This window comes from Kribbella sp. NBC_00662 (genome assembly GCF_041430295.1).
Lineage (GTDB): Bacteria > Actinomycetota > Actinomycetes > Propionibacteriales > Kribbellaceae > Kribbella.
In genome coordinates this window covers 1,374,986-1,392,703 of sequence record NZ_CP109029.1, presented here as the reverse complement: position 1 = coordinate 1,392,703, position 17,718 = coordinate 1,374,986, and the positions used below count along the sequence as shown (strand labels likewise).

The 17,718-nt window shown below is 68.9% G+C and carries 15 protein-coding genes; 11 read left to right on the top strand and 4 right to left on the bottom strand.

The window, feature by feature from the left end; genetic code table 11:
- The first annotated feature begins 53 nt into the window (after positions 1-53).
- Positions 54-3,725, top strand: a complete 3,672-nt coding sequence (locus tag OHA10_RS07105; protein WP_371405364.1) for a S8 family serine peptidase — start codon at positions 54-56, stop codon at positions 3,723-3,725.
- Between the two features lie 103 nt (positions 3,726-3,828).
- On the opposite strand, the gene OHA10_RS07100 is transcribed toward OHA10_RS07105, so the two are convergent.
- Positions 3,829-5,184, bottom strand: a complete 1,356-nt coding sequence (locus OHA10_RS07100; RefSeq protein ID WP_371405363.1) for a lytic murein transglycosylase — start codon at positions 5,182-5,184, stop codon at positions 3,829-3,831.
- A 256-nt stretch (positions 5,185-5,440) separates the two neighbouring features.
- Here OHA10_RS07100 and hemL point away from each other — a divergent pair, with 256 nt between their 5' ends.
- From hemL to OHA10_RS07055, 9 genes are all read left to right on the top strand, one after another.
- Complete coding sequence (gene hemL / locus OHA10_RS07095; protein ID WP_371405362.1) at positions 5,441-6,763, top strand: glutamate-1-semialdehyde 2,1-aminomutase; 1,323 nt, start codon at positions 5,441-5,443, stop codon at positions 6,761-6,763.
- Positions 6,764-6,800: 37 nt separating this feature from the next.
- Positions 6,801-7,424, top strand: coding sequence for a histidine phosphatase family protein (locus OHA10_RS07090; RefSeq protein ID WP_371407908.1), 624 nt, complete (start codon positions 6,801-6,803; stop codon positions 7,422-7,424).
- On the top strand, positions 7,424-7,987 hold the full coding sequence (locus OHA10_RS07085; RefSeq protein WP_371405361.1) for a TlpA family protein disulfide reductase: 564 nt from the start codon (positions 7,424-7,426) through the stop codon (positions 7,985-7,987). The genes OHA10_RS07090 and OHA10_RS07085 overlap by 1 nt, the downstream gene beginning before the upstream one ends.
- Positions 7,988-7,991: 4 nt before the next feature.
- Positions 7,992-8,735: a cytochrome c biogenesis CcdA family protein gene (locus tag OHA10_RS07080; protein WP_137256579.1), complete on the top strand. Its 744-nt coding sequence runs from the start codon at positions 7,992-7,994 to the stop codon at positions 8,733-8,735.
- Position 8,736: 1 nt separating this feature from the next.
- Positions 8,737-10,323 carry a cytochrome c biogenesis protein ResB gene (locus tag OHA10_RS07075; protein ID WP_371405360.1) on the top strand — a complete coding sequence of 529 codons (1,587 nt, stop codon included), beginning with the start codon at positions 8,737-8,739 and terminating at the stop codon, positions 10,321-10,323.
- 76 nt (positions 10,324-10,399) lie between these two features.
- Positions 10,400-11,437: a c-type cytochrome biogenesis protein CcsB gene (gene ccsB, locus OHA10_RS07070; protein WP_371405359.1), complete on the top strand. Its 1,038-nt coding sequence runs from the start codon at positions 10,400-10,402 to the stop codon at positions 11,435-11,437.
- Between the two features lies 1 nt (position 11,438).
- On the top strand, positions 11,439-11,690 hold the full coding sequence (locus OHA10_RS07065; protein WP_371405358.1) for a DUF4229 domain-containing protein: 252 nt from the start codon (positions 11,439-11,441) through the stop codon (positions 11,688-11,690).
- Positions 11,691-12,343: 653 nt separating this feature from the next.
- Positions 12,344-12,946 (top strand): TetR-like C-terminal domain-containing protein, encoded by a 603-nt coding sequence (locus OHA10_RS07060; RefSeq protein ID WP_371405357.1) that lies wholly within the window; start codon positions 12,344-12,346, stop codon positions 12,944-12,946.
- A gap of 60 nt (positions 12,947-13,006) precedes the next feature.
- On the top strand, positions 13,007-14,569 hold the full coding sequence (locus OHA10_RS07055) for an MFS transporter (protein WP_371405356.1): 1,563 nt from the start codon (positions 13,007-13,009) through the stop codon (positions 14,567-14,569).
- 62 nt (positions 14,570-14,631) lie between these two features.
- On the opposite strand, the gene OHA10_RS07050 is transcribed toward OHA10_RS07055, so the two are convergent.
- The 3 genes from OHA10_RS07050 to OHA10_RS07040 are packed head-to-tail and all read right to left on the bottom strand — an operon-like array spanning position 14,632 to position 16,514.
- The gene (locus OHA10_RS07050; RefSeq protein ID WP_371405355.1) at positions 14,632-15,108 is read right to left on the bottom strand and encodes a GNAT family N-acetyltransferase; all 477 of its coding nucleotides are present in this window, start codon (positions 15,106-15,108) and stop codon (positions 14,632-14,634) included.
- Between the two features lie 37 nt (positions 15,109-15,145).
- Positions 15,146-16,165, bottom strand: coding sequence for a M48 family metallopeptidase (locus tag OHA10_RS07045; protein ID WP_137256586.1), 1,020 nt, complete (start codon positions 16,163-16,165; stop codon positions 15,146-15,148).
- 37 nt (positions 16,166-16,202) lie between these two features.
- Positions 16,203-16,514, bottom strand: coding sequence for a hypothetical protein (locus tag OHA10_RS07040; RefSeq protein WP_371405354.1), 312 nt, complete (start codon positions 16,512-16,514; stop codon positions 16,203-16,205).
- Between the two features lie 81 nt (positions 16,515-16,595).
- On the opposite strand from OHA10_RS07040, the gene OHA10_RS07035 reads away from it, so the two are divergent.
- On the top strand, positions 16,596-17,714 hold the full coding sequence (locus tag OHA10_RS07035) for a PLP-dependent cysteine synthase family protein (protein WP_371405353.1): 1,119 nt from the start codon (positions 16,596-16,598) through the stop codon (positions 17,712-17,714).
- Positions 17,715-17,718 lie beyond the last annotated feature (4 nt).

The window sequence follows — 17,718 nt, the reverse complement described above, 5'->3', positions numbered from 1 at the left end:
CAGGCTCCCGATGATGGCCTCGCGTGGGTCGGGGCATCGGGAGGTGTCCGCCTGTGTTTCCCCGATCGTCCCGGTCCGCGTCCGGCCTGCTCGCCGCGGTGGTCGTCAGTTCCCTGCTGCTGACGACCACCCCGGCGCACGCCGCGCAACCCGGGTCCACCCAGCCCGCCGGGGCCGTCCACCCGACGCCGGGTGCGTCGGTCAAACGGATCACGCTCGTCACCGGCGATGTCGCCGAGCTGACCACGAGCGCCGACGGGCAGGTGTCAGCCCGGCTGACCGACGACGAGCCGTACTACTTCGGCACGTTCGACGGCGAGCTCAGCCTGATCCCGTCCGAGGCCTACCCGCTGCTCACCGCGGGCCGCCTGGACAAGCGCCTGTTCAACCTCACCGAACTCGCTGCGCAGGGGTACGACGACGCGAGCAGCGATCGCCTGCCCCTCCTCCTCACCGCGCCGGCCACCCTGCGCAGCGCCCCCAGTACGCCGGCGGCCGCGACTCTCCGCCGTACGCTCACCAGCGTCGGAAGCTCCGCGGTCACCGTGCAGAAGTCCGACGCCAAGGCGTTCTGGGACGGCATCAGCGGCCCGACCACCTTCAAGACCGGCCAGGTCACCAAGATCTGGCTCGACGGCCGCACGCACGCCACCGACGACTTGTCGGACAAGCAGATAGGTGCCCCGACCGCCTGGAAGCAGGGGTACGACGGTCACGGCGTCAAGGTGGCTGTTCTCGACACCGGGTACGACGCCGGGCATCCCGATCTCGCCAAGCAGGTCGTCGCCTCGGAGAGCTTCGTGCCGGACGAGGCGGTCCAGGACCTGCACGGCCACGGCACCCACACGGCCTCGATCGTCGCCGGCCTCGGTACTGCGTCCGCAGGTAAGCGGAAGGGGGTTGCGCCCGGTGCGGAGCTGCTGATCGGCAAGGTGCTCGACAACAGCGGCGGTGGGTACGACTCCGAGGCGATCGCCGGTATGGAGTGGGCCGTCCAGCAGGGCGCGAAGGTCGTCAGCATGAGCCTCGGCGGTCTCCCGTCGGACGGCACGGACCCGATGAGCGAGGCTGTCGACCGGCTGTCGAAGTCGAGCGGCACGCTGTTCGTGATCGCCGCAGGCAACGCCGGAGCCGAGCAGAGCGTCGGTTCGCCCGGCGCCGCGGCCGAGGCGTTGACCGTCGGCGCGGTCGACGGAGACGGCAACCTGGCAAGCTTCTCCAGCCGCGGCCCGCGCCTGGGTGACGGGGCGCTCAAGCCCGAGGTGACCGCGCCCGGTGTGGAGATCGCCGCCGCCCGGGCCGCCGGCACCGCGCAGGGCCACATCCTCGACCAGTACTACACCCAGCTGAGCGGTACGTCGATGGCAACGCCGCACGTCGCCGGCGCTGCCGCGATCCTGGCCCAGCGGCACCCCGACTGGACCGGCCCGCAGCTGAAGGCCGCGCTGACCTCGACCGCCGTCCCGTCCGCCGGCGCCCGCACCGACCAGCAGGGCCTGGGCCTGATCGACATCCCGAACGCCCTCGACCCGAAGGTGCTCCCGGACACCGCCAACCTGTTCTTCGGCGACCTGTCCTGGATCGGCCCGGCCGCACCCGTGCCGGTCACCCGGAAGGTTGCCTATCACAACAACTCGAACCGGCCGGTGACGCTGACCCTGTCGGTCGGCGCCAAGTCTCCGGCGGGGGTGGCGGCCGGGCTGACGGTGAGCCCGGCCCGGCTGACCATCCCCGCCGGTGGTACGGCGTCCGCGGCGGTCACGCTCAACCTGGCGAAGACCCAGCCCGCGAACTATGCCGGTGTCCTGACCGCTCGCAACGGGAACAGCCTCGTCCGGACCGGTCTCGGGTTCACGGCCGGTGGACGGTTGAACCAGGTGACGGTGAAGGCGATCGGTCGCGACGGCAAGCCGGCCACCACCGCGGCCGGCGCGAGCGGCGTGCAGCTGTGGAACCAGGACACCGGTGATGTGAACGCGATCGCCTTCGACGAGAACGGCACCCGCACCCTCGACGTACCGACCGGCCGCTACAGCGTGATGGTGTACGCCGTGGGCGGCGACGAGGCGGACTGGGCCAACTCGATCACGTTGCTCGGCGATCCGGACGAGTGGATCGGCACCGACCGTACCTTCACGTTCGACGCCCGGACCGCGCACAAGGTGACGATCAAGACCCCGCGACCGGCCGACGCGAAGAGTATCGGGATCGCCTGGCACCGCAAGGTCGGCGACCGGGATGCCGTGTCCGGCTGGGGGTTCGACGGCAAGGTTGCCAACGGCATCTACGTGCAGGACTTCGGGAAGGTCGCCAACGGCACCTTCCAGGTCGTGCAGCGCTGGGATCTCGCCCAGCCGCAGCTGACCGTCGACGTACCAGGTGCGGGTCGCCTGCCGACGCCCGGCCAGGGCTCCTACCGGACCGTGTACGTCGGCAACGAGAATCTCCCGCTCTACAACGGCGGCGACGGCACGCCGGCGGAGCTGACCGGCGCCAAGGACAAGATCGCGCTGATCCGCTGGATCTCACCCGACGACATCGTCGCGCAGGTCGAGGCGGCCAAGGCGGCCGGCGCCAAGGTGGTGTTCCTCTACAACGAGGCGCCGGGCTACTGGTCGGACGGGACCGAGCAAGGCATCCCGCTCTACCTGCTGCGCTCCGAACAGGGCAAGCAACTGCTCGGCGCACTGGCGAAGGGACCGGTCTCGCTCAAGCTGAGCGGCCTCCTCGACAGCACCTACCGGTACGACGTCGCGATCGGACCGTCGACGGTGAAGGGACCGCTGACGTACGACGTCGCGAAGATGCACCCGGCCGTGGTGACCACGAACTTCCAGCGCAACGACGCGTGGTTCCTGCACACCGACCAGCGGATCGCACACCTGCCCGGGATCAGCACCGGGCTGACGTCGACCCGCGCGGTGACCGGGCCGGTCAGCCGGACCGACTACCTCGTCACCGACCTCAAGGGCGTGACCTGGGACGAGGCGACCTCGGCAGGGGAGTGGAACGAGAGCGGGTACGAGTCCACGATCCCGCGTAGCTACCGGCCGGGGGAGCAGGTCACGCGGGGCTGGTGGGAGTCGCTGATGCGTCCCGCCGTACCGGGATTGTCGGACTCGGCCGGTGACGTGGCGCAGGGTTGGCCGCCGGCGCGGTTCGAGAACGCGTTGCGGATCGCGATTCCGCAGTACGTGAGCGGCGACCGGAGCGTCTTCGGCTGGGGTGATCGCGGCGATGTGACGAGCATGAAGCTCAGCAGCAACGGCGTGGAGCTCGGTAGTGAGAGCTGGTCGGTGGCGCAGTGGGCGGTGCCGGCGCGGGCGGCGTGGTACGACCTGACCCTGGATCAGAAGCGCGGGCCGAACAGCTGGGCGACCACCTCGACGTCGACGCACACGGTGTGGCACTTCCTGTCGGCGCCGACCAAGAGCCGGGCCGTGCTGCCGCTGGTGCAGGTCGACTACAAGCACACCGACGGGTGGCTCGAGCTGACCCCGGCTTATCAGCCGGGTGTGCGCGGACTGGGGATCTTCCGGACGACCGCCGAGATCTCCTACGACGGGAAGACCTGGCAGAAGCTGTCGCTGCGCGGACTCGGCACCGTCCGGGCCAAGCTGCCGCCGCCTCCGGCGGGTGCGTCCTCCGCGAGTGTGCGGGTCAACGCGAGCGATCTGCTCGGCAACAGCATCAGCCAGACGATCGAGAAAGCCTGGACGTTCTGATCGTTAAAAGAGCGACGCCACGGAGCCGGGGGGATGTGCTCCGTGGCGTCGCCAGGGGCGCACCTAGGGAGGGGTGGGGGCAGGTGCGCCGGTCTGTGAGGGATCAGCTCCCGAGGATGCCTCCACCGAGAACGCCCAGCAGTCCCAGCAGGGACAGCAGGTTGCGGATGACCTGGTCGACCGCCTTCGCCCCACCGGTCTGGTAGGCGGTCACGCACTTCTGCAGCTGGTCCTGGGTCGGCTTGGTGATCGTCACCTTCGCCATCTCGGACTGGCAGTACGTCGTGGCGGTCTGCAGCTCGCCCACCGTGGAGCCGACCGTGCCGACGATCAGGCCCACCGCGGTCGTCAGCGTCGCGACACCGGGAGTCGTCGTGGTCGGAACGGTCGGCTTCGACGTCGGCTTGGTCGGGGTCGGCTTGCCGGGCGTCGGCTTCGACGTCGGCTTGCTGGTCGGCTTGGACGTCGGGCGCTCGGTCGGCACGACCGTCGGGCGGGTGTCGTCGCGCTCGTCGGTCGGCGTCGTGATCACCGTGGGCGGCGGGGTCGGCAGGTCGATCGTCTTCGGCAGGTTCTTGTCCGACGGCGCGTTGATGTCGCCGCCGCCGATCTGCTGGCCGGCGTCGTCCACGTCGTCACCGGACGTCCCGTTGCCGACCGCGATCCAGCTGCCGCCGGCGTACGCCTTGGCGATGCTGACCACGAGGTCGACGTACTGCTGGGAATGGTTGTAGCGCAGCACGGCCGCGTTGACGTCGGAGGCCTTGGACAGGTCGGTGTTGCCGGAGCACAGGTACACCGCGGTCGACATCGCCGCGTCGTCGATGTCCTGCGGGTTCCGCACGCCGTCGCCGTCGCCGTCGACTCCCATGGCCCGCCAGGTGCCGGGGATGAACTGCATCGGGCCGACCGCGCGGTCGAATGCTCCGTCGCCGTCGAACGCGCCGGCGTCGGTGTCGGAGATCCGGGCCGTGCCGGACGAGCCGTCCAGCCGCGGGCCGTAGATGCCGGGAACCGCGACGCCCTGCGAGTTCAGCGCGTTGCCGCCGAAGCGGCCGTGGTTGGACTCGACCCGGCCGATCGCGGCCACCAGCGTCCAGGGCAGGTGGCAGGACGGGTCGGCCTGGGCCAGCACCTGCTGGGCCCGGGAGTACGCCTTCAGTGCGGCGTTCGGGATGCCGTTCCTCGACAGTCCCGAGACGACCTGGGTCGGCTGCTCGCCAGGGTCGACGCCCGGGCCGACGACACCCGGCTGCGGCACGTTGGCCGGCTGGGAGATCGGCTGCTTCGGAACGACGACCGAGTTACCGCCGGACAGACCCTGCTCCAGCGACGCCGTGGCGACCGCCGGATCATCCGTGGCACTGACGGTGAATGCGCTCGCGAACAGCGCCAACGGGATCAGCGGCGCCGCCTGACGCCAGCCGCTACCCGTGGCGCGGCGCTTGCCCTTCGCCATCGATGATTCCCCTCCGTGACTCATCGACCAGCCCGGCCCCACGCCGCGGACTGTCTCTGTGTCTTTGTCGGTTGCCGTCGTAATAGGTCTAACGTCCGCCCCGTTGCGTGGGTTACGCGCCGGACGAGACCGTGTACGTGCGGTCACCGGGTACCCATACTGGCGCGTAACAAAGCGCCTGTGAACCCCCTGCGCACGATCCACCCGTGTAATTCGGACCGCCCTGCCCGTCGGCCCGCCTGGCCGGTCGGGGAGAATGTCCGGCGTGCCCGCACACACAGAACAGTCCGCCGAGCTCTTCGACAGGGCCTCCGCAGTCACCCCGGGCGGAGTCAACTCTCCCGTACGTGCGTTCCGCGCCGTCGGCGGCGTACCGCGTTTCATGGCGTCTGGTGACGGATGTCACATGACCGACGTCGACGGCAATCGCTACCTCGATCTGGTCTCCTCCTGGGGTCCGCTGCTGCTCGGACACGCTCACCCGGAGGTGATCGCCGCCGTCCAGGCCGCGGTCGCCCGGGGTACGTCGTACGGGACGCCGACCGAGACCGAGGTACTGCTCGGTGAGGAGATCGTCGCCCGGACGCCGGTGGACAAGGTCCGGCTGGTGTCGTCCGGAACCGAGGCGACCATGTCCGCGCTCCGGCTGGCCCGCGGGTTCACCGGGCGCGCAAAGATCATCAAGTTCGCCGGCTGCTACCACGGACATGTGGACGCACTGCTGGCCCAGGCCGGTTCCGGTGTCATCACGCTGGGCATCCCCGGTACGCCGGGTGTCACCGAGGCGACGACTGCCGACACGATCGTCCTGCCGTACAACGACCAGCCCGCGGTCGCCGCCGCGTTCGCGGAGTACGGCGACCAGATCGCGGCCGTGATCACCGAGGCCTCGCCCGGCAACATGGGCGTCGTCCCGCCGCGCGACAACTTCAACGCCTTCCTGGCGCAGACCTGCCGCGACAACGGCGCCCTGTTCATCTCCGACGAGGTGATGACCGGCTTCCGGATCACCCGGTCCGGTTGGTACGGCGTCGACGGCGTACAGCCGGATCTGATGACGTTCGGCAAGGTGATGGGCGGTGGCTTCCCGGCCGCGGCGTTCGGCGGCCGGGCCGATGTGATGGCCCACCTGGCGCCCGAGGGCTCGGTCTACCAGGCCGGCACCCTGTCCGGGAACCCGATCGCCACCACGGCCGGTCTGACCACGCTGCGGCTGGCGACCGACGAGGTCTACGCGAAGATCGACGAGACGTCGCTCACGATCCAGCGGCTGGTGTCGACCGCCCTGGACAAGGAAGGTGTGCCGCACGTCATTCAGGCGGCCGGGAACCTCTTCAGCGTCTTCTTCGTGGAGTCCTCGGAGGGACCTGCCGAGATCCGGGACTTCGCCGGAGCCAACGCCCAGGTGCTGCCCCGGTTCACGGCGTTCTTCCATGCCATGCTGGACGCCGGCGTCTACCTGCCGCCGAGCGCCTTCGAGGCCTGGTTCGTCAGTGCGGCGATCGACGACGACGCGCTGGCTTCGTTGGAGTCGGCCCTGGTACCGGCGGCCCGCGCGGCGGCCGGTGTACAGAACTGAAGGGACAGCGGTGACCGAAACGACGGTCGTGCACCTGATGCGTCACGGCGAGGTGTACAACCCGACCGGCGTGCTCTACGGCCGGATCCCCGATTTCCACCTGTCCGAGCTCGGCCGCGCGATGGCCGAGCGGGTGGCCGAGCACGTCAAGGGCCGCGACATCGTGCACCTAGTCAGCTCGCCGCTGGAGCGGGCCCAGGAGACGATGGAGCCGATCGCGAAGGTGTTCGGGCTCACGCCCGACATCGACGAGCGGGTGATCGAGGCGGCGAACCTGTTCGAGGGCAAGAAGTTCGGCGTCGGTGACGGCGCGCTTCGCCGGCCCAGCGCGTGGTGGCTGTTGCGGAACCCGTGGAAACCGTCCTGGGGTGAGCCGTACCAGCAGATCGTCCGGCGGATGCGGGACGCGATCGAGACCGCCCGGGAGAAGGCCGCCGGGCACGAGGCGCTGATCGTGTCGCACCAGCTGCCGATCTGGATCGTCCGGTCCGCGATCGAGGGCCGGCGGATGTTCCACGACCCGCGCAAGCGGCAGTGCAGCCTGGCCAGCCTGACCTCGTTCACCTTCCACGGCGACCAGATCGTCTCGGTCGGGTACTCCGAGCCGGCGAAGGACCTGCTGCCGGTCAAGCCTGCCAAGAAGTTCGTAGGCGGCGCGTGATGTTCCGTCGTACTGCGGTCGCCGTGGCCGGACTGCTCCTCGTCGCGGGGTGCAGCTCGGGCCAGCAGGCCGCGCAGAACCGCCAGGGTCAGTCGGGCTTCGTCAGCGGCAACGGCAACGTGTCGGTGTTCGCGGCCGGGGACCGGAAGGCCGCGCCGGAGCTGACCGGGAAGACGCTGGACGGGAAGACCTGGACGCTGTCCGAGCAGACCGGCAAGGTCGTCGTACTGAACGTGTGGGGCTCGTGGTGCCCGCCGTGCCGCAAAGAAGCGCCTGACCTGGTCGCGGCGTCGAAGGAGCTCGGCCCGTCGGTGCAGTTCATCGGGCTGAACACGCGCGACCTCGATCCGGCGCAGGCGAAGAAGTTCGTCCAGGAGTTCGCGGTGCCTTACCCGAACCTCTACGACCCGGACGGCAAGGGCCTGCTGCGGTTCCGCGGGCAGATCTCGTCGGCAGCGATCCCGACCACACTGGTGATCGACAAGACCGGCAAGGTCGCCGGGCGGGTCGTGGGGGAAGTGACGAAGCAGACTCTGCTCGGCATGGTCAAGGACGCCGGTTGAGCTGATGGGACAGTGGTTCGCCGACTCGATGACGGGGTCGATGCTGGTAGCGCTGCCGATCGCAGTGCTCGCCGGCGCGATCTCGTTCTTCTCGCCGTGCGTCGTACCACTGCTCCCCGGCTACCTCTCCTACGTCACCGGCCTGTCCGCTGCCGAGCTGGACTCCGCCAAGCGCGGCCGGATGCTGGCCGGTACGGCGTTGTTCGTGGCCGGGTTCTCGGCGGTGTTCATCCTGACCGGGGTGGTGTTCGGCAAGGCCGGTGATCTGCTGATCGATCACCAGACCGCGATCACCCGGGTGCTCGGCGCGCTGACCGTTGTGCTCGGCATCATCTTCCTCGGCGGGTTCGGATTCATGCAGCGGGACCTGCGGGTGCACCGGGTTCCGGCGGTCGGGATCGCGGCGGCGCCGTTGCTCGGCGTACTGTTCGGATTCGGGTGGACGCCGTGTATCGGTCCGACGCTCGGGACCGTGATGACGCTGGCCACCACCGAGGGCAGCACCGGGCGGGGTGCGGCGCTGGCGCTGGTGTTCAGCCTCGGGCTGGGCATTCCGTTCATCGTCGCGGCGCTGGCGTTCCGGCGGATGCTGGGCGCGGTGGCGTGGGTCCGCAAGCACCAACTGCTGGTGATCCGGATCGGCGGCGTACTGATGATCGCGGTGGGACTGCTGCTGCTGACGGGAGTGTGGGATGCGATGACCGCGGACCTGCGGCAGTGGGTCGCCAACTTCGGATCGGCGGTCTGAGATGACAGAGGTCAAGGACCGCATCGCGGCCGCGTCCGGACCGGAGGAGCCGTCCGGCCCGCCGGCGATGGGACTGGTCGGATGGTTGCGGTGGACCTGGCGGCAGCTGACGTCGATGAAGACCGCGCTGGTGCTGCTGTTCCTGCTCGCGCTCGGCGCGGTGCCCGGATCGCTCGTGCCGCAGACGCCGATCGACCCGATCAAGGTCTCGGACTTCCTCACCGCGCACAAGACGCTCGGTCCGCTGTACGACAAGCTCGGGCTGTTCGACGTTTACAAGTCCGCGTGGTTCTCGGCGATCTACCTGCTGCTGTTCATCTCGCTGATCGGTTGCGTCGTACCGCGGCTCTCTGTTTACGCGAGGGGATTGCGGGCGCGGCCGCCGAAGCCGCCACGGAACCTGAACCGGCTGCCCGGGTACGAACGCTTCGAGGTCGACGCCCCGGACGGCGTACTCGAGGCCGCGACCCGCGAGCTGCGCAAGCGCCGGTTCCGCGTGCAGGTGTACGACGGTGGCGTCGGCGCGGAGCGTGGTTATCTGCGCGAGGCGGGCAACCTGCTCTTCCACTTCTCGCTGATCCTCGCGCTGGTCGGTGTCGCGTGGGGTTCGCTGTTCGGCTACCGCGGCACGGTGTTGGTTGTCGTGGGCAACGGGTTCTCGAACACGGTCGCGCAGTACGACGACTTCACGCCGGGGCGGGCGTTCAGCGGTGACGACGATCTGCCGCCGTTCTCGCTGACGGTCAAGGACTTCGAGGTGAAGTTCCAGGAGGACGGACCGCAGAAGGGTGCGGCGCGGGAGTTCAAGGCGCAGCTCGGTTACCAGGAGACGCCGGACGCGCCGGAGAAGTCGTACGAGCTGCAGGTCAACCATCCGCTGAAGCTGGACGGCAGCAGCGTCTACCTGCTCGGGCACGGATACGCGCCACGGGTGACGGTCAAGGACGGGCAGGGGAACGTCGCGTTCTCCGGGCCGGCGCCGTTCCTGCCGCAGGACTCGAACTTCTCGTCGTTCGGCGTGATCAAGGCGCCGGACGCGCGGCCGATGACGCTGGGCTTCGAAGGGTTCTTCCTGCCGACCGCGGTGATCGGGCCGGACGGACCGGTGTCGGTCTTCCCCGACGACCTGAACCCGCAGCTGGTGATGACCGGGTACTACGGCCGGCCGCAGCCGGAGACGGGTAAGCCGGAGTCGGTGTACCAGCTGGACAAGACCAAGCTGACGCAGTTCCAGCAGAACGGCGACAAGTGGCGGTTCCAGCTCGCGCCCGGGCAGAGCGTCGCGCTGCCGGACAAGGCCGGGTCGATCACGTTCAACGGGTACAGCCGGTGGGTGAAGCTGCAGATCAGCCACACTCCCGGTACTGATCTCGCGCTGGCAGGCATCCTGCTGGCGATCCTCGGGCTGATGGGCTCGCTGTTCGTGCATCCGCGGCGCACCTGGGTGCGCGTCCGGGACGAGGACGGGCGTACCGTTGTCGAGGTCGCCGGTCTGGACCGTGGTCCCGAACGCGGCCTCGGCGACGAGATCCAAGCAATCACCAAGAGCCTCAAACCAGCCAGCTCGAGCACCGAGGAGCAGCCATGAGCGAACGGAGTGAGCTCATCATCAAGCACAGCGCGTGCAGAGCCTCATCCGCGCCCGGAGCGAAGCGAGGACGCGGATGAGCGGGGAGACCTACGCACAAGTCTCCAACCTGCTGATCCCGACCGCCACGGTGATCTACGTCCTGGCCCTCATCTCCCACGCCATGGAATGGGCCCTCGGCCGCGCAGCCGTCGCAAAGGCTCCCGCGGAGCAGGAAGCAGCCAAGGCCGAGCTCGTCGCCTCCGGCTCCAGCGCCGTTGCCTCCGGCTCGACCGGGGTCGCCGAGGGCGTCGGATCCGGCGCGGCCTCGTCCCCCTCCACCTCCGGCGCCGAAGGCGCCGAGTCTTCGGAGCGGATGGATGCGGCGAGCCGGATCGGGTTGTTGCTGACCTGGCTGGGCTTCGTGCTGCACCTGGGTGGTGTTGTCACCCGCGGGTTGGCGGCGGGGCGGGTGCCGTGGGGGAACATGTATGAGTTCTCCATCACCGCATCGCTCGCCGTGGCGATCGTCTACCTGATCTTCGTGCAGAAGTACAAGCTGCAGTGGCTCGGCCTCGGCGTGACCTTCGTGATCGCCGCCGTACTCGGCCTCGCCTCGCTCGCGCTCTACACCCCGGCCGGCCCGCTCGTCCCGGCCCTGCACTCGTACTGGCTCGTCATCCACGTCTCGTCCGCCGCGATCTCCGGTGGTGCGTTCACCGTCGGAGGCCTCGTCTCGGTCCTGTACCTCGTGAAGGCCCGCGCCGAGCGCAAGGTCCTCGCCGGCGGCACGATGTCGGCATCGCTGCGCCGCCTCCCGAGCGCGGAGGCGATGGACGGTACGGCGTACAAGGTGCTCGCGTTCGCGTTCCCGCTGTGGACGTTCGGCGTACTCGTGGCCGGTCCGATCTGGGCCGAGCACGCCTGGGGCCGGTACTGGGGCTGGGACCCCAAGGAGGTCTGGTCGCTGGTGACCTGGGTGGTGTACGCCGCCTACCTGCACGCCCGCGCGACCGCCGGCTGGCGTGGCCGCCGGGCCGCGACGATCGCGATCGTCGGCTGGTTCGTCTTCATCTTCAACTTCGTCGGCGTGAACCTGTTGGTCTCTGGCCTGCACTCCTACGCTGGGGTCTGAGATGAAAGAGTTCGCCATCTACACCGGCCTGCGGGCGGCGCTGTTCGCCGTCTGCTTCGCCGTGCTGTGGTTCGCCCTGAACAACTGGCTGACGATCTTCCCGCTGCTCCTGGTCGCCCTGATCCTGTCGTCGATCCTCTCGATCTTCGTACTGCGCGCCGCCCGCGAACGGCTGGCCGGCAAGATCGAGACCCGCGCCGCGACGATCTCGCAGCGCCTCGAGCAGGCCCGCACCGCCGAAGACGACGACTGACGCTCGCCCCCATACGCGATCGTCGACACCGCGGAGATCCATCCGCTGTGCAGCCGCGTGCATGGTGAACGCCGCGTGCATGGTGAACGCCGCGTGGATGGTGAACGCCGCGTGGATGGTGAACGCCGCCAGAACACGCCCAGCGCGGCCATCCCTGGGGGGCCACCCCTGAGCTGGCCGATCGACCCCGTGGATTCGGTGGTGTGAACCAGCCGCGCGGTATCGCACCGGCGTGGCTGTCCCGGGGGACGACCCCGAGTGGGCCGGTTGGCGCCGCAGATCTCCGGGCGGTGCGGACCGACGAGATGGGTTCACCCATCGCGTGGTGGGTTCGCGGCCTGGAGTAGCGGTGGTGAACCCACAACCCGGTGGGTGAACCACCCCTGGATTGGCAACCCTGGTTGACGGGCGGGCGATGTCGATCCACGTTGCTCATGGCGAGAGGGTTGGCCCTGGATGTTCCCGAGCGGGGGAGCTGCGGGCGGGGCTGCTGGGGTTGTACCAGTGATCAACTGGTACGGACAGTGACTTATGCCACTGGCGAAATCTCCGCAAAATCCTTTGTGCACTCCTTCACATGAGTCGTAGAGTGATGGATGAAACGAAACAGTTTCGTTCTATCGGTGTTCTTGTAGCTACGCAGGGTGATGAACGTGGACAACGTAGGCGTTCGGCAGCGGCCGCGGGTCGAAGGCGGTCGTGAGGAGGAGATCCTCGATGCGACCGTGGCGGTGGTGGCCGAGCTCGGCTACGACCGGCTGACGATGGACGCGGTCGCGACGGCGGCCAAGGCCAGCAAGGCGACGCTGTACCGGCGCTGGTCCACCAAGGCCGAACTGGTCGTGGACGCGATCAGCCGGGCCAAGGGGTGCCCGATGCCGGAGGAGGTCGACACCGGCAGCCTGCGCGGTGACCTGATCTCGATGTCGTGCGGCGCGGGCGGCTTCACCGACGAGCTTCCGATGTCGGTGATCGCCGGTCTGCTGACCGCGCTGCATCGCGACGCCGAGCTGCAGAAGGCTTTCCGTGAGCGCTTCCTGGCGCCCCGGCAGGCCCTGACCAACAAGGTGTACGAGCGTGCCGTCGAGCGCGGCGAGATCGCACCGGACGTCGACGTCGACCTGTTGTCGGTGACGTTGCCGGCGGTGGTCATCCACCACGCCTACATCCTCGGCGTCGAGCCGACCGACGACCTGATCCTCCGAGTGATCGACAACGTGATCCTGCCTGCGGCGCGGGGGTCGCAGGTGAGCTGACCGGTGAGGGGCCGGTCCGCGGTGAAGCAAGACAGTCTGCCCAAGAGGGGAAAGTTTCTTATGTCCGAAGAAGTCATCAAGGCCGATCCGCCGGAAGGCAGGCCGACCGACGCGGTCGGTGAGTCCAACGGCCACGGCCACCGCAATCTCGGTATCGCGCTCGCGCTGATCTGCATGGCGCAGCTGATGGTGGTGCTGGACGGCACCATCGTCAACATCGCGCTGCCGCACATCAAGGGCGCGCTCGGCTTCAGCGACGCGTCGCTGCCGTGGGTGGTCAACGCGTACGCGCTGGCCTTCGGCGGTCTGCTGCTGCTCGGCGGCCGGATCGGTGACATCCTCGGTCGCCGCAAGGTCTTCGTGTTCGGTGTGGTCCTGTTCGGCCTGGCGTCGTTCGTCGGCGGTATCGCGCAGAGCGAGAGCGTGCTGCTGATCAGCCGGATCCTGCAGGGTCTCGCGGCCGCGGCGGCCTCGCCGAACGCGCTCGCGCTGATCACCACGACGTTCCCGGCCGGCAAGGAGCGCAACCGGGCGATGGGCGTGTACGCCGCGATGTCCGGGGCCGGCGCCGCCGTCGGTCTGATCCTGGGTGGGGCGCTGACCGAGGCGTCCTGGCGCTGGACGTTCTTCATCAACACGCCGATCGGCCTGCTGGTCGCCGTACTGGCCTTCCGGTTCCTGGGTGAGTCCGAGCGGCAGACCGGCAAGTTCGACCTGCCCGGCGCCATCACCGGCACCCTGGGTCTGACCTCGCTGGTCTACGGCCTGACGCACGCCGCGACCAACGGGTGGGGCGACGCGCTCACGCTGACGTACATCTTCGGCGGTCTGGCGCTGATCGGGATCTTCCTCGGTATCGAGGCCCGGTCGAAGCACGCGCTGATGCCGTTCCGGATCCTCGCGAACCGGACCCGTGGGGTCAGCTTCTTCGTGATGCTGATCGTCGGTGCGGCGATGTTCTCGATGTTCTACTTCCTGGGCATCTTCGTGCAGAGCATCATGGGCTACAGCGCGCTGAAGACCGGTATCTCGTTCCTGCCGTTCAGTGTCGGCATCGTGCTCGCGGCCCAGGTCGCGTCGACGCTGGTGGCGCGGATGGACCCGCGGTGGATCGCCGGTACCGGTGGCGTCTTCGTGGCGGCCGGCATGTTCGGATTCAGCCGGCTCGAGGTCGACTCGACGTACTGGACGCACCTGCTGCCGTACATCCTGGTGCTCTCGTTCGGTATGGGCCTGATCTTCGTGCCGCTCACGCTGACCGCGGTCAGCGGTGTGGCCGCGGAGGACTCCGGTGTCGGATCGGCGGTGCTGAACACGGTCCAGCAGATCGGTGGTGCGGTCGGCCTGGCGCTGCTGGGCACGATCTCCACCAGCGCGATCAAGGACAAGTTCGCCGAGCTGGCCCCGGGCCTGCAGAAGGCGGCCGAGTCCGGGCAGTCGCCGGACCAGATCAAGCAGCTGCAGGGACAGTTCACTGCACTGGCCACGACGCACGGGTTCACCCGCGCGTTCGTGTGGTCCGCGTTCCTGGCGCTGGGCGCCGCGCTGATCACGCTGATCGGCCTGTCGATCAAGCACAAGGACCTGGCCAACGACGGTCAGAGCCCGGTCCACATGGGCTGAGTGCCGTTGATACTCGAAAGGCCCGCTTCCCGGGAGGGGGGAAGCGGGCCTTTCGTCTTTGTCTACAGGGGTTTCTGCATCACGAGTTCGCGGGTCACGCCGTCCGCCATCAGGTCGCCGGGCTCGTCGGTGTCGACGTACCCGTGGCGCAGGTAGAGGTTGTGCGCCGGGTCGTTGCCGGGGACAACAGACAGCTTCAGGGTGGTGGCGCCGATCCCGCGGGCCCAGTCCTCGATTGCGGTCATCAGTGCGTTGCCGACGCCTTTCCCGCGACCGGCGGGGGCGACCCACATCGACACGAGCTCGGCCGCGTCATCGTCCGGGAATCCGCCGGCCATGCCGGCTGGCGTACCGTCGATCGAGGCGATCACCTGGTACGCGCCGGGCGCACTGAGCCGCTCCCGCCAGCGTTCCTCGGGGGCGTCCACCCAGTCCGCGAGCTGCGAACCGAAGGCGAACGGCGCCTCCGCGAGTGCGGCGAGCCGGAGCTCGCTCCAGGACTTCCAGTCGTCCGGGCCGATGGCCTGTATCTCGATCACGCGGACAGGATCGCAGTCGGCCCGGAGTGGAGACCAGTCAGTTTCGGGGTGGGAACCTCGAGGAGACCCAGTCGCGGACGCCGCCGAGGCCGTCGCCGAGGTCGCGGAGCAGCTTGGCCAGCGGGTCCTGCGAGCGGTTGAACGCGTCGGTGTACGACTTGGCCGCGTTCTTCGCCTCCTGCGAGATCGACGCGTTCGCATCGTCCTGGCGCTTCGGGTAGTCGCCGGACACGATCGTCGTGTACTCGCCCTCGTCGACCCAGCGGCGCAGCTCGTGCGCGCGGATCACAGCCATCGGGTGCGACTGCGCCTCGAGCAGCAGCAGCTTCAGCACGCTGTCGCGCAGGTCGCCGGCACTCTCGTACTCCGTGCCCTGCGCAAGGAACGTCGTCGTGTCGAGCTCGCCGAGCTGACCGCCGCTGGCGAGCTTCATCTGGACGCGCAGCGCGACCGCCGGGTCCTGGGCCGCGAGCAGACCGGCGCGGTCACCCGACAGCTCGGCCTTGCGGGACCACTCGTGCAGGGCGGCGACGATCGCGCGGAGGCCGAGAGCGCCGATCGGCATCCAGTTCAGTGCGCCGGTGAGACGCATCAGCCAGAGCAGGAGCGACTGGTACAGCGCGTGGCCGCTCTGCGCGTGACCGAGCTCGTGACCGAGGACGAACCGCAACTCCTCCTCGTCCATGCCTTGGATCAGCGCGCTGTTCACGACGATGAACGGCTTGTCCATGCCGATCGTCATCGCGTTCCAGATCGGGCTGTTGGTGACGTACAGCTCGGGAAGCTGGCGGACGTCCAAGGTGGCGGCGGCCTCGGTGTAGAGCCGGTGCACGGTCGGGAACTGCCGCTCGTCCACCCGGATCGCCCCGCCGAGGAACTGCAGCCGGAACGCGCGCTCGTTGATCATCCCCGACATCTTCCGCAGCAAGTAGTCGAAGCCCTTTAACTGCCGCAGGGCCACCAGCGCACCGCGGTCCGCAGGGTGCTCCCACGCCCGCGAACTGATATCGGTCAACGTCACCCGCTGCCGTGTCGGCCGATCGCCGTTCTCGCTCATCGCTCCCCCTGCTTCCCGGTCGTCATGGACCCCCAACTTAGCTCGCCCGTGGGTCTGATCGAGGTTTGAGCGCTACGGCCAGCAACAGGGTCGGTAGCCAGCCCATGGGCACCGCCCACCAGCCGAGGCCCTGGCCTGCCGCGAGCGCGGTCGTGGCGAGGCAGATCGCCGTACCTGTCAGCCAGTATCCGAACGCAGCCCAGCCCGGGTGATCCTTGGCCCGGAGGTGCCCGACCCAGGCGAAGGTAAGGGTCGCGGGGAGGGCGAGGGCGGTGGCGCCGAGGGTCAGTACGGCGAGGATCAGGGCGACGTCGCCGGGGGAGAACTCGACCGCTCCGAGGGGGATCATGTCTGCGATCCTCGCCTCGCGGACGCCGGTCACCGAGCGTAGGAATACTCAAATCGGGCTGTAGGTCCTAGCCTGGCCCGCATGAGTGAGGCTGACAGGGTGTGCCGCGAGGTCGACCGGCGGGACGACAAAGCACGCGCCTGGGTGTCCGAGGCGATCCGGATCGTGGACGCCGATGCGAACCGCAGCGCGGACACCCATCTGCACGTGTTCCCGATGCCGGAAGGTACCGGCGTGGACCTGTACCTCAAGGACGAGTCCGTCCATCCGACCGGCTCGCTCAAGCACCGGCTCGCCCGGTCGCTGTTCCTCTATGCCCTCTGCAACGGCTGGATCCACGAAGGCACCACGGTCATCGAGGCGTCCAGCGGGTCCACGGCCGTCAGCGAGGCGTACTTCGCGCGGCTGCTCGGGCTCCCGTTCGTCGCGGTGATGCCGCGCTCGACCAGCCCCGAGAAGGTCGAGCTGATCGAGTTCTACGGCGGCCGCTGCCACTTCGTCGAACGCTCCGGCCAGATCTACGGCGAGGCCAAGCGGCTGGCCGAGGAGACCGGCGGGCACTACATGGACCAGTTCACGTACGCCGAGCGCGCGACGGACTGGCGTGGCAACAACAACATCGCCGAGTCGATCTTCGGGCAGCTGTCGCTCGAACAGCACCCGATCCCGACGTGGATCGTGGTCGGCGCCGGGACCGGTGGTACGTCGGCGACCATCGGGCGGTATGTGCGCTACCAGCGATACGACACGTCGGTCGCGGTGGTCGACCCGGAGAACTCGGCGTTCTTCCCGGCGTTCGAGGCCGGCGACCACGACTTCTCCACCGGCCGCCCGTCCCGCATCGAAGGCATCGGCCGGCCACGCGTCGAGCCGTCGTTCGTGCTGGGCGTCGTCGACCGGATGATCTCGGTCCCCGACGCGGCCTCGATCGCCGCGATGCGCTTCTGCTCCCGCGTCACCGGTCGGCTCGTCGGCGGCTCCACCGGCACCAACCTCTGGGGCGCGCTGCGGTTGGCCGCGGAGATGCGTCGTACCGGGTCGCGCGGCAGCATCGTCACCCTCCTGTGCGACAGCGGCGAACGCTACGGCAACACGTACTACGACGACGCCTGGCTACGGACCAGCGGCATCGACATCATGCCGTACACCACCACGCTCGAAACCTTCACCCGCACCGGCACCTGGACCGAACCGGAGTAACTGG